This is a genomic window from Geminocystis sp. CENA526, assembly GCF_050753365.1.
In the GTDB taxonomy this organism is placed as follows: domain Bacteria; phylum Cyanobacteriota; class Cyanobacteriia; order Cyanobacteriales; family Cyanobacteriaceae; genus Geminocystis.
This window is the reverse complement of sequence record NZ_JBLZFY010000111.1, coordinates 1-12,506: the sequence shown is the minus strand read 5'-3', so window position 1 is coordinate 12,506 and position 12,506 is coordinate 1. Positions and strand designations below refer to the sequence as shown.

Below are 12,506 nucleotides of genomic sequence, written 5' to 3'. Positions count from 1 at the left end.
CTCTTCCCCCTCTTCCCCCTCTTCCCCCTCTTCTTCCTCTTATCTTCATCATTTTATGTCGAACTCGAAAGATTTTAGGTTATGATGCTTAAATCTTGAACTATTTACTCTTACGGAGTTTATTTGTGTTTTTTAGCGTTGTTATTCCTACCTATAATCGTTTACCGATTCTACAAAAATGTCTTTTTGCCTTAGAAAATCAAGAATTTGATCATAATATCATTACTGATTATGAAATCATTGTAGTCGATGACGGCTCGATCGATCGAACCTTATCATGGATAGCCGAAGAAAAAACCTCATTACCCCACGTTAAAATTTTAACTCAAAATCACAAGGGAGCAGGTTCAGCTCGTAATTTAGGGGTGGAAAATGCCGTCGGAAATTGGATTATTTTTATTGATAGTGACTTAGTTGTAACACCTAGCTTTTTACAGGCTCATAGTCAAGCCCTTATTAAAGCACAAGAGAAAGAAAATAGTGACAAAATTTTTACCTATGGTGCGGTAATCAACACTTGCAACTTCGACAATCCTACTTCAGAACCGTACAAAATAACAGATTTTTCCGCCGCCTATTTTGCCACAGGAAATGTTGCCATTGCCAAGAAATGGTTACTAGAAGCAGGATTATTCGATACCATGTTTAATCAATACGGTTGGGAAGACTTAGAGTTAGGAGTAAGATTAAAGAAATTGGGCTTAAAATTGATAAAATGCCCCGAAGCAGTAGGGTATCATTGGCATCCCCCCTTCAATTTGCAACAAATACCCCAGTTGATAGAAAAAGAAATCGAAAGGGGAAAAATGGGAGTATTATTTTATCAAAAACATCCAACCTATGAAGTCAGGATGATGATTCAAATGACATGGATACATAAATTATTATGGGGAATTTTATCTTTAGGAGGCACACTCAACGAAAATACGATGAAACCCCTTTTACAGTGGTTAATCAATCAAGGAAAACCGCAACTTGCTTTAGAGGTAGCACGAATTTTTCTAAATTGGTATAACGTTAAAGGTGTCTATAGTGCTTATAATCAAAATGAGTAAAAATACTGACTTTTTGAAAAATAAGATTGCAAAATAAAATTTATCCATATAATGACTGTTAGACAAAAATAAAAAAATCCCATAACAAACTTTTATAAATAAAATTTGGAGGAAAATTAATGGAAGTCATTTTTATTATTATAGGCGCTGTTGTCGGTGCTGTTATCGTCTTTTTTGTAAAACCAAATAAAACTGATGATGGAGTTATTGAAGAAGCAAAGCAAAAAGCCTTAAGAGATGCGGAAGAAAGTTTTGAAACTCGTAAACAAGAGTTAATCACTTCTCTTAGACAAGAATATGACGAGGAAACTAATCGTAAAATTGCCCAAACTGAAAAAGCCTATGAAGGGCAAATTCAAGATTATCAAGCTCAACTTAGTAGCTTACAAAGTGATTCAGACAACACTGATGAAGTTATCAATCTTCAAAATACGATCGAGCAGTTGCAAGTTAGAATTAACGAATTAGAATTGCAGTTAGCTTCTTCTATGGGAGGAGATGATAGTGGTAGATTAGCAGAGTTAGAACAACAATTAGCACAAAAAGATCAAGAATATCTCGATCGACAGGCTCAACTACAAGAGTCTTTCCAAATTCAAATCGAGCAATTACAGGCTAGTCATCAGTCACAAATACAAGATTATGAGACACAAATCGCTAATCTTAGAGAAGCCTTCGCTAATATAAATACAACTCCAGAAGAAGATAATTTCTCATCTCCAGAGTTTGCCGAAGCGACTACTATTATGGAAGTCGAAGAAGAATTGGAAGAAGAAACCCCTTCCTTTGATGAAGGTTTAGACTTTAGCAGTGAAGAAGAAACTCCCTCTTTAGAATTGGAAGAAGAAACCTCCTCCTTCGATGAAGGTTTAGACTTTGGTAGTGAAGAAGAAACTCCCTCTTTAGAATTGGAAGAAGAAACCTCCTCCTTCGATGAAGGTTTAGACTTTGGTAGTGAAGAAGAAACTCCCTCTTTAGAATTGGAAGAAGAAACCTCCTCCTTCGATGAAGGTTTAGACTTTAGCAGTGAAGAAGAAACCTCCTCCTTTGATGAAGGTTTAGACTTTGGTAGTGAAGAAGAAGAAACTCCTTCCTTTGATTCTGGTTTGGGTTTAGAGGATGAAGAATTAAATTTGGATGCCTTAGCTGAGTCTGACATTACTGCGGATAGCGATGTGGAAATTTTTAATGATTCGATCGAGCTAGAGAGTGACGATTTAGGAGATAATTTTAATCTGGATGCTTTTGCGGAATCTACCGCCGAGTCAGAAGTGGAAATGTTTAGCGAAGGGTTAGACTTCAGTGGAGATAATGAATTAGAAGAAATCTCTAGTGATGATGAAGAGTTTAACTTTGATGCTTTTTCGGAATCGGCTTCCGCTTCTGCTTCTGTGGAGTCAGATGTAGAAATGTTTGGCGAAGAGTTAGATTTATCTGAATCCGATAACTCGGATGATGATTTTAACTTCGATTTGGATTTATCTGATAATTCTGAAGATGATAACGAGTTAGATTTATCGGCTTTAGTGGATGATGACAGCAATGACGATAATTTTAATCTTGACTCTTTCGACAACACTCAGGATGAGGAGTTAGACTTTAATGCTTTATTAGAAGACGATAAGTAATCTCTATTCTTCTTATTAAATCAATCAGATTGCTACTCTACTGTTAGGGTAGCAATTTTTTTTTAATTAATAAACAGTTTCGATCGTTGGGATGATGATCATAGCTTAACTCATCGGCTATTTTTTGTAAAATTTCTATACCCCTTCCCCCTCCAGCCAAATCAGAAGAGTGCGAAATTTTTTTAACAATAGAAGTTAATTGAAATGGTTGCCCATAATCCCAAATTCTAATATTAATTTCCTCTTGACTCACGGATATTTCTATATCGATAGGTGTCTCGACAGGTTTATTTTTATGTGCGTGTCTTACTGCATTGGTAAAACCTTCTGCTAAAGCTAATTGACATTGTAGCCAATCTTTTTGATTTACCCAGTCTTGTTTAATTGCGTCAAACTGTCGCAATACTTCCTTTAAATACGTCAAGTCTGTTTTGACTTGAAAATGAGTTGTCTGAGAAATTTTCAAGGGCATCCAATCCTTTTTTCAAAATTTTAACACAATGTCGAAAGAAGTTTTACGAGATCATAATAAATTCTATCAAAAAGCTAATATAACTAGATAGGGAGTGCTAAAAAAAGTATTTTGATGAGGTTAGGTATCAGGCATCAGGTAAGCTAAGACGCATAAAAGTTGCATTTTTTTGTAATAGTTAAAAATACTAATAACTATTCATTTAGGGCAACTCTTGCCTTTTGCCTGTCTTCATCGGTAAACTTAAATGCAAACTAGCTTATTTATAATAAATCAATTTTCTCGTGAATTATTAGACTGTTTAAGTTGTTTAATTTTCATTTTAAACTTTCTTAAATCCTTCATTACCTCTTGGGCATTTTGATAACGATCGCAAAAATGATAACGGGTCATTTTTTTGATTATACTAGCGGTAGGGAAACTAACATATTGACTGCTATCCCAAATAATTTCTCCCGTTTTATCATCTTTAGGTAATTTGCGGGGGAAAATACCCGTGAGACAGTGAATTGCTACCATACCAGTAGCATAAATATCGCTATTTAAACATGGTTGCCCTGCTAACTGTTCAGGGGAAGCATAACCATCATTACCAATAATAACTGTTTTCTGCTTATTCTGAAAATTACTCGAAATTTCTTTAACCGCGCCAAAATCGATTAAGACTAAGGAATTATCTGATTGACGACGAATAATATTATCAGGTTTTATATCTCGATGAATCAAATTAAATTCTTGAATAAAAATCAAAATATTGATGATTTCTTCTATTAGTTGTAAGGTTTCTATTTCTGTATATTTTTTCTCTTTTATTTCTTTAAAAATAGTCTTCCCTTCTACATATTCTTGAATTAAAAAAAACTCATTATTCTCTTCAATATAAGCCAATAATTGGGGAATCTGCTCATGTTTTCCTACTTTTTCTAAAATTTTTGCCTCTGTTTTAAACAATCTTTGCACTATTTTTAAAAATTTTTCATCCTTAGATGAAGGGGTTAGCCGTTTTACGACACAATAAGGTTTGCCGGGGCGAAGTAAATCCCTTGATAAATAGGTACTACCAAAACTCCCTTTTCCTAATGCTTTGACGATTTCATAACGGTTGACAATAATCGAGCCTTTATCATAATTAATTAGAGTTGGTGGATTATTTATTTGTGATTGGGTTTCGAGAAGCATCTTTAACATGGCAATGGATTTTTCCTGCTCCTGTGCCTGTTTTTTGATGGTAAACTGTTCTTGTTTCGCCTCATAAACATTATATCCCAAAAGTACGATCGCACCGCCCCAGAATGCCACCAGAGGAGAAACCAGAGGAATCCAACCTCCCCAAAAAAAGAAAATGACTCCACTACCAATAATAATTATTATAGCTATTGCTTGAGCCGTAATCATAATTAAAGGACGGGAAATAAGAAGGATAGAAATACTACCCAACAATCCCCAAAAATAAATCCAAATAAATTGTTTTCCCTCTCCCCAACTCCAAATTAAAGTTTGCCCATCTATGGCTGAAGATAATAACTGACTAACCATTTGAGCGTGTAATGTTACCCCCGGCATTAAAATAATATCCCGCTTTTGAGAACTTAAAGGGGTATAAAAAACGTCTTTTAAACTAGGTGCTGAAACTCCCAATAAAATAACTTTATTTTCTACTAAATTAGCCTCAACTTTTCCCTCTAAAACTTCCGTTAAAGTTACCGTAGAAGAAGGGTTATTTCCTCGACGATAATCCAACATAATTTGATAACCACTAGCATCAATATTTTGATAACCCCCCGTGTTATCATCAAGGGGTTTAAGGGTAGCTTTGCCCAACTTTAACCACCCTTCTTCCGTCATTTCAGGCTCAATACCTTCTGCCATTAAATAACTTAAACTTAACTGTAGTGCCAAAGAATAAGGTGTTTCACAGCTACTTTCTTGAGGTTCAACATAAAATAAATTACGCCTTACTACTCCATCTTGATCTAAAACAATATCAGCAAAACCGATAAAATCAAGGGGTAAACTAGGAGGAGGAGAAACGGAAGGTTGAGTAGCGGAATCTAACTTACAAACTACAAAGGTTCGATCGGACTCTCGAAAAATATCATTGAGTTTATCGCTACCCGGTGCAACAGGTAAATCACGATATAAATCAACACCGATGGCATGGGGATTGCTTTTTAAGAGAATAGTTAAGGCTTGGGCAAGAGTTTCATCACTAAGAGGCCATTTTCCTTGATTTTGAATATCATCCTCAGTAATTAAAACTGTTAAAATACGGGAGTCTGGAGAGTCACTAGGGCGTAAATTAACTAACCAGTCATAAGTGCCTAAATCAAAAGAAACAAAACCTCCTAATTGCTTAATTCCTTGAGTAATACTTGCACTCAGAAAAGAAGCAACAATCACAGAAAATCCTGCTTTGTGCCATGAATGATTGTTAAGCCATTGAAAAAAAGTTTTAAACATTAGACTTCTGGTAAAAATTATGATTTTTGCAGCGTATTTCAGGCTTCTTATCAACAATACATTTATGTTGTATTAAAAAGATAATGCTTCAAAACCTTGATTTTTCATTCTTTAACCTGATACCTGACATCTATCCTCATCAAAATACTTTTTCCGCAACACCTAATTAGTAATTATCACTTCGGAAAAAATATCAGTCTGTGCAATCTTCTCCAATCCGACTGAGTTTAATAATTCTACCCATTCTGATTTAATTTGCTCATCTTCAGGATTTTCTAACCTTAATACAGCTAACTTGTTAAGGGTATCATACCAAATTCCCTCTTCGGCTAGGGTGTTTAAACTAGCCCAAATATCTTCTTGGGAGTCAGTTTCACTGCTAACTTTTTCCTCCAAAGAGACTTTTTCTAACCATCCAAAAGTCCTCAATCTCATAGCTTGAGTCGGATGAATATTAGGAGATTTTAATTCTATATCCCAACGATAGGGCGTATTAGTTTTTAACTCAATGGTTTCTGGTAATTTTATTCTTATAATCCCTGTTTCTTGGGGGGGGATAAATTTACCACGGTATAATTCCTGTCCATTAATATCTGTTATTCTAAGATTACCCTCAGTCGAGTTATTATTAGCAATATAAACAAAAATAGTAGAGTTTTTTTCAGAAGCTAAAGGCATTTTATCAGGGGGAATTATAGCAATAATCGATTTATTTCCTCCTCTAACTGCTCCTCCCATTCTAGCATCAGGCACACCTCGATCAGGCAATTTAAACTTTAAACGGCGGGATTGACTTTGTGCAATTAAATGGGAGGTAATTTGATTAACATTACCAAAATTAAGAGATTCCGCCTGTACGTTGATTTTACCAGAGGAAATAAAAATACAAGTAAAACAGATAACAGAGGAAGATAATATTAATGGTTTTAACATCGGCTTTTTATTGAGTACTTGGATTGTTAACCTCATCATAAGCTAAAACTCATTTAACTGACATTTTCTGCTAATTTTTGAAAATTTTTGACAATGACTCACACTTTTTCTATTTTGATTATTGAGGGTAGTTAAAACTGCTCACTTTTTTGTTAATATATACGTCTAAACCTTTAATTTTAATGTTCTTCAGATTTATTCAACAAACCCTATTTACTATTTATGACTCCTCTTACTTGGCAAGAATTAGAAAATCTGACAGATTATCAATTAGATAGAGTTAATGGCGTTACCAATTCTCAGGCACTTTTGCGGTTATTTAATCATTCCGAAGATGAAGTTAGGGTGACGTTATATCGAGATTATCACGCATGGTGTCCTTACTGTCAAAAGGTGTGGCTATGGTTGGAAGAAAAACAAATCCCCTACCGTATTAAAAAAGTTACTATGTTTTGCTATGGGGAAAAAGAAAGATGGTATAAGGAAAAAGTGCCTTCGGGTATGTTACCTGCTTTGGCTTTGGACGATCGAATTATTACCGAAAGTGACGATATTTTATTAGCGTTAGAAAAAGAGTTTGGGGCATTAGGATTAGAAATGCAACACCCTAAAGTTATGGCTTTGAGAAAATTAGAGAGATTATTATTTAGGGCGTGGTGTAGTTGGCTTTGTTATCCTGCCATGTTTAAAGCCCAAGAGGAGAATAACGAAAAACAATTTAAGGCAGTAGTGCAGGAGGTAGAAACCGCTTTACAACAAACTTCTAGCCCTTATTTTCTCGATGATTTTAGTGTGGTGGACGTGATTTTTACTCCCTATGTAGAACGCATGAATGCTAGTCTTTTTTACTATAAAGGTTACTCCCTTCGGGAAGAAAATCCGTACTTCTCTCGTTGGTTTGATGCTATGGAAACTCGATCGACCTATAGAGGTACTCAAAGTGACTTCCACACCCACGCTCACGATTTACCCCCTCAAATGGGAGGATGTTATGAAAATTCCACAGAAAAGGCGAAAATTAACCAAAAATTAGTAGATTATGGCGATTGGTTTGCTTTACCTGACGTTAAATATCCCGAACCCGCAAATTCTCGTCAAGAAGCCTTATATCGAGTGCTTAAGCATAAAGATAATATTATCAAAGTAAATCCCGAAAAGGATAAAACGAAGTTCGATCGAGCTTTGCGTTGTGCGCTAACCTATATGATGACAGAAAAACCCTGCCCTCCCCCTGAAAATACTTATATTGCCTTACGTTATCTAAGGGATAGAATTAGTATCCCCCGTGATATGTCTATTTATGCTGGAAAAAGATTGCGTAGTGCCTTAGAATTTACGGCTAGTCTTGAGGGCGATCGACAGCCCGAACCTTTACCAATTCGTCATCGTAGGGATCAAAATCCGATTAATTTTCAGTAATTAGGGGTTGCTTCATAGTATTTTGATGAGGATAGGTATCAGGTATCAGGTATCAGGTTAAAACTTCTGATAATTATTATCATATAAGTTTTTATTAAGCTCGATCGAGCCTGACGGAATATCAAAACAACGGTTTAAGGAAGATAAAAATCAGGGAAAAACTGCACATCAATAGGAAAATTTCTTAAAGCATTAATCAACTTTTGATCAAACGTCAATAATGGGGCATTAACCTCTTGAGAAAGGGCAACATAAGCACCATCATAAGCCGAAATTTGATATTTATGGGCGATTTGAAACGCTGATTGCATTAGTTCGATCGTACTAACTACTCTAAGAGGGAAATCTTTTAAAATAGTCAAATGGCTATCAACCTCATTTATTGAATAAAGATTCTGACGTACATATTTCCAAAATACATTCGTAATTTCAATATAAAATAAATCAGGAACATAGATTTCTGTGTCAGGATTAGACAAAGTATCAAAAAGTAGTTTAACTTTAGGAGTTAAAGGGTCTGCAATAAATCTTTTAACCCCGATATTAGCATCAATAACACAGCGTAAAGAATTAATCATCTATCACGATCCTCCCGAATTAAATCTGTACTATCAGGAAAACCATAATCAAGAGGATTAATCGGAGAGTGTTGATCGATTTGTGCTTGTAGCTTTGGAACTGACTTGCACCGTTCTTCCCAAGTCGGATCGGTTTCAGGAGAAACAAGGAATTTTAGGGCGGTTTTGGGTTTTTGTACGGATTGTTTTAACAGTGAGATAATCTGCTCATTAACGGATTGATGGTGTTTTTGAGCAAGTTGTTCAATTTCTTGGATTAATTCTTCAGGGAGATTTTCAAGGGTGAGGTTAGCCATAATACTGGAATGAATGTTCTTTTTTACTATTTTTTTAGTATAGATTTTATTATTTTTTGATGAGATTGGGCTTAATAAGTAGATAGGCAAATTAATTGTATGTTTACTTTGTGAAAGGCAAAAGGCATCGGGGCATAGGCAACAAAGATTATGGGTTATTTCCATTAATTTTAAAATATACAATCTATTTTGCTTTAGTACTTATATTAAGCCCCTACATTCCCCATTTTTAATTCTTAATTGTTGTAATTAAATCCTGTTGAGAGACGGTTTTTTGCTGAGAAGTAGCAAGGTTTTTGACTTGAATTGTGCCTTCTTCTACCTCTGTATCCCCCAACACTAAACAAATTTTAGCACCACTTCGATCGCCCCTTTTAAACTGTTTAGCAAAGTTACTACCACTAAGGTCTAATTCTACCTTAAAACCATGATGACGCAAATTTTGTGCAATCACAAGAGCCTGATTTTCCGCTTTGTCTCCCCTTGAAACAAAATAAATATCGGGAGTTGTCGCTTTTAAGGGTTGTAATTGTTCTAATAATAATATTAACCTTTCCATACCCATTGCCCAACCAACGGCAGGAGTTTCACTTCCTCCTAACTGCGACACTAAACCGTCATACCTACCCCCTCCGCAAACTGTAGCCTGTGCGCCTAAATCACTGGAGATAATTTCAAAAGCAGTGTGAGTATAATAATCTAGCCCCCTTACCAGTCTATTATTTATTTCATAAGAGATACCTAAAAGGCTCAAGAGGTTGCATACTTTATCAAAATGGCTTTTTGAGTCATTTCCAAGATAATCAAGGATACTAGGGGCATTTTTAGCGATTTCTTGTGTTTTTTTATCTTTGCTATCTAAAATCCGTAAGGGGTTACGGGTGAGTCTGTCTTGAGAATCGATGTCTAAATCTTCTTTGTAGGGGGTGAAATAATCCACTAAGGCTTGTCGATAGTTTTGTCTATCCTCTTTATTGCCGACGGAGTTAATTTGTAGGGTGAGGTTTTGCAATCCTAATGCTTTTAAAATGTCGGTGGCAATGGCGATGACTTCTACATCCGCCCTAGGGGCATTACTTCCTAATAATTCTAACCCTATCTGATGAAACTGTCTTTGTCTTCCTGCTTGGGGACGTTCATAACGAAACATTGCTCCACTATACCACAGTCGATCGACCCCTCCAGAGGCATATAATTTATTTTGGATGTACGATCGAACTACTCCTGCTGTACCTTCAGGACGAAGTGTAATACTTCTATCACCTCGATCGACAAAAGTGTACATTTCCTTTCCTACCACGTCAGTGGCTTCACCGATACCCCTTTCAAATAGGGGAGTTTGCTCAAAAATGGGAGTACGAATTTCTTGATAGTTGGCTTTTGTGAGGATTGCTTGGGCGGTTTTTTCCAGATACTGCCAATAGATAATCTCTGACGGTAAAATATCTTTTGTGCCTCTAATGGCTTGAATATTATCCATAAAAATTAATTAATCTAACGAAACTTAAACTTAAATCATCATAAATCCCTAACTCCCTTTAATCAAAAAGTTAATTAGGTATTTTACTGCGGTTGACTAGACTTGGTGGACAAGTTAATAGGTGAACAAGTAGAATTAAGTACTAATTCCTCATTCCTCATTCTTTAATCATGGTGCAAAAAACGATTCTTCCTGATAAAAATACTTTAATTGAAACCGCTACAGATTTTATCATCAATAAAATTAAAAGTTCGATCGAGACTACAGATAGATGTACGATCGCCCTCGCAGGGGGAAGCACACCTAAACCCATTTACGAAGCCATAGCGAAAACCGATTTGCCTTGGGAGAAAATTCATGTATTCTGGGGAGATGAGCGTTATGTGTTGCCAACTCATCCCGACAGTAACGAAAAAATGGCACGGGAAGCATGGTTAAATAAAGTCGATATTCCTGTTAGCAATATTCACCCGATGCCCACTAATGGTAATAACGCCGAAGCCGATGCGCAAAAACACAATCAAGAGATACTCGACTTTTTCGGTATTTCTTCTGGTTTCCCTAGTTTTGACATCATTTTATTAGGTATGGGAGATGATGGGCATACCGCCTCCCTTTTCCCTCATACTAAAGCATTACAGGAGTTCGATCGAATAATCACCGTAGGTAATCGAGGGGAGAGTATTCGATTAACATTTACCATTCCCTTAATCAATCAAGCCAAGTGTGTAATTTTTTTAGTGGCAGGAAACAGTAAACAGGAAGCCTTAAAGCAAGTATTTAGTGAAACAGGAAATCCTAAACAATATCCTAGTAAATTTATTAATCCTCAAGGGGAGTTAATTTGGTTTCTCGATGAATCCGCCACCCAAGGGCTGTTTCATTCTTAAATTTTTCGTTGAGATGAAGCATTACCTATTACCTATTACCTATTACCTATTACCTATTACCTAACTTCATCAAAAGCCTTTTTCAGCAACCCCTACTTATTACTCTCTCCGTCTTGGTATTTCGTAATGAAAGAAGTCGTGGGCTAATAGTGTATTGGGAAAAATGGATTGGGCTTCTTTGAGTAAATCCTTCATCTGGAGGGCGTTGCCGGGGGCGTAACGGGGGCTAAAGTGAGTCATTATTAACTGTTTGACTTGCGCAGCTAAAGCTACTTGCGCCGCCATTGTGGTGGTAGAGTGCATTTTCTCGAATGCCATAGGGGCATCTTGATGGGCAAAGGTGGCTTCATGGATTAATACGTCTGCATCTTGAGATAGTTCGATCGCACTTTCACAAAATACCGTATCTGTGCAATAAACAAATTTACGTCCTATTTCTGTTGGTCCACAAAATTCCGAACCTTTAAAAGTTCTACCATCTTCAAGAGTAACATTTTCTCCAGCTTTTAGTTTGCCATAAATTGGACCAAAGGGGATGCCCATGCTTTGTGCTTTTTCTATATCAAATTTGCCCGATCGATCTTTTTCTGTAACACGATACCCAAATGCCGTAACTCGATGTTTTAAAAGTTCACAGGTGACGGTAAATTCATCATCTTGATAGACTAACCCCGGCTCGACTGTTTTGATTTCGACACCATAGGGGAAATAGGTATAGGAATATTTCATACAGGCTTTCAAGTAAGGTTCTATACCGGGTGGTCCATATACTTCAATATTTTCCGCATGAGCGCCTAAACCACAACTGGCTAATAACCCCATTAACCCAAAAGTATGATCACCGTGCATATGGGTTACAAAAATTTTCTTAAGTTGGGAGGTTTTTAAATCACTGCGCAATAGTTGATGTTGAGTGCCTTCCCCGCAGTCAAATAACCAAATTTCCCCTCTTTGAGTTAATTTTAATGCCACACTTGATACATTTCTAAATTTAGTTGGTACTCCTGAACTTGTACCTAAAAAAGTAATTTCCACGATGATTTTTCGATCGAGCTTAACTATAATGTTATGTTACCTTAAATTATACCTTAATAGACTTTGACCCTAATTATGATTTTACCACCGTAGAACAGGCATCTTGCCTGTTTTTTTCTCAGATGTCTTAATAAATATCTGTTATATAAAACTTACTCATAGTTAACTATGACGTTTACTTCTTGCTTCTACCAGTCAAGTCGGCTTGATACTGTCCACAAGCGTTGATTCGGATGTAACCCATCCTAATTTTATTATTC

At 36.1% G+C, this 12,506-nt stretch carries 11 protein-coding genes; 4 read left to right on the top strand and 7 right to left on the bottom strand.

What is annotated here, in order from left to right:
- The first annotated feature begins 125 nt into the window (after positions 1-125).
- On the top strand, positions 126-1,055 hold the full coding sequence (locus ACN4EE_RS19580) for a glycosyltransferase family 2 protein (protein WP_431708174.1): 930 nt from the start codon (positions 126-128) through the stop codon (positions 1,053-1,055).
- A gap of 119 nt (positions 1,056-1,174) precedes the next feature.
- The gene (locus ACN4EE_RS19575; protein ID WP_431708173.1) at positions 1,175-2,683 is read left to right on the top strand and encodes a GumC domain-containing protein; all 1,509 of its coding nucleotides are present in this window, start codon (positions 1,175-1,177) and stop codon (positions 2,681-2,683) included.
- A gap of 43 nt (positions 2,684-2,726) precedes the next feature.
- Here ACN4EE_RS19575 and ACN4EE_RS19570 read toward each other — a convergent pair whose 3' ends face one another.
- The 3 genes from ACN4EE_RS19570 to ACN4EE_RS19560 form a co-directional block, all read right to left on the bottom strand.
- Positions 2,727-3,149, bottom strand: coding sequence for an ATP-binding protein (locus ACN4EE_RS19570; RefSeq protein WP_431708175.1), 423 nt, complete (start codon positions 3,147-3,149; stop codon positions 2,727-2,729).
- A 279-nt stretch (positions 3,150-3,428) separates the two neighbouring features.
- A complete protein-coding gene (locus ACN4EE_RS19565; protein ID WP_431708172.1) occupies positions 3,429-5,615 on the bottom strand; it encodes a CHASE2 domain-containing protein in 2,187 nt (728 codons plus the stop codon).
- 162 nt (positions 5,616-5,777) lie between these two features.
- Positions 5,778-6,587 carry a DUF928 domain-containing protein gene (locus tag ACN4EE_RS19560; protein WP_431708170.1) on the bottom strand — a complete coding sequence of 270 codons (810 nt, stop codon included), beginning with the start codon at positions 6,585-6,587 and terminating at the stop codon, positions 5,778-5,780.
- Positions 6,588-6,770: 183 nt separating this feature from the next.
- Between ACN4EE_RS19560 and ACN4EE_RS19555 the strand changes: the two genes are divergently transcribed.
- Entirely contained in the window at positions 6,771-7,967 is a 1,197-nt protein-coding gene (locus ACN4EE_RS19555) for a glutathione S-transferase family protein (RefSeq protein ID WP_431708169.1), read from the top strand.
- Between the two features lie 134 nt (positions 7,968-8,101).
- On the opposite strand, the gene ACN4EE_RS19550 is transcribed toward ACN4EE_RS19555, so the two are convergent.
- From ACN4EE_RS19550 to hisS, 3 genes are all read right to left on the bottom strand, one after another.
- Entirely contained in the window at positions 8,102-8,545 is a 444-nt protein-coding gene (locus ACN4EE_RS19550; protein ID WP_431708168.1) for a type II toxin-antitoxin system VapC family toxin, read from the bottom strand.
- The gene (locus ACN4EE_RS19545; protein WP_431708167.1) at positions 8,542-8,841 is read right to left on the bottom strand and encodes a FitA-like ribbon-helix-helix domain-containing protein; all 300 of its coding nucleotides are present in this window, start codon (positions 8,839-8,841) and stop codon (positions 8,542-8,544) included. The genes ACN4EE_RS19550 and ACN4EE_RS19545 overlap by 4 nt, the downstream gene beginning before the upstream one ends.
- 229 nt (positions 8,842-9,070) lie before the next feature.
- Positions 9,071-10,321, bottom strand: coding sequence for a histidine--tRNA ligase (hisS, locus tag ACN4EE_RS19540; protein ID WP_431708166.1), 1,251 nt, complete (start codon positions 10,319-10,321; stop codon positions 9,071-9,073).
- 170 nt (positions 10,322-10,491) lie between these two features.
- Here hisS and pgl point away from each other — a divergent pair, with 170 nt between their 5' ends.
- Positions 10,492-11,211, top strand: coding sequence for a 6-phosphogluconolactonase (pgl, locus tag ACN4EE_RS19535; RefSeq protein ID WP_431708165.1), 720 nt, complete (start codon positions 10,492-10,494; stop codon positions 11,209-11,211).
- A 99-nt stretch (positions 11,212-11,310) separates the two neighbouring features.
- Here pgl and ACN4EE_RS19530 read toward each other — a convergent pair whose 3' ends face one another.
- Positions 11,311-12,246, bottom strand: a complete 936-nt coding sequence (locus ACN4EE_RS19530) for a ribonuclease Z (protein ID WP_431708164.1) — start codon at positions 12,244-12,246, stop codon at positions 11,311-11,313.
- Positions 12,247-12,506 lie beyond the last annotated feature (260 nt).

Coding starts and splice junctions, on each gene's coding strand:
- ACN4EE_RS19575 (WP_431708173.1), top strand. CDS start 1,175: ATGGAAGTCATTTTTATTATTATAGGCGCTGTTGTCGGTGCTGTTATC.
- ACN4EE_RS19565 (WP_431708172.1), bottom strand. CDS start 5,615: ATGTTTAAAACTTTTTTTCAATGGCTTAACAATCATTCATGGCACAAA.
- ACN4EE_RS19560 (WP_431708170.1), bottom strand. CDS start 6,587: ATGATGAGGTTAACAATCCAAGTACTCAATAAAAAGCCGATGTTAAAA.
- ACN4EE_RS19555 (WP_431708169.1), top strand. CDS start 6,771: ATGACTCCTCTTACTTGGCAAGAATTAGAAAATCTGACAGATTATCAA.
- ACN4EE_RS19550 (WP_431708168.1), bottom strand. CDS start 8,545: ATGATTAATTCTTTACGCTGTGTTATTGATGCTAATATCGGGGTTAAA.
- ACN4EE_RS19545 (WP_431708167.1), bottom strand. CDS start 8,841: ATGGCTAACCTCACCCTTGAAAATCTCCCTGAAGAATTAATCCAAGAA.
- hisS (WP_431708166.1), bottom strand. CDS start 10,321: ATGGATAATATTCAAGCCATTAGAGGCACAAAAGATATTTTACCGTCA.
- pgl (WP_431708165.1), top strand. CDS start 10,492: ATGGTGCAAAAAACGATTCTTCCTGATAAAAATACTTTAATTGAAACC.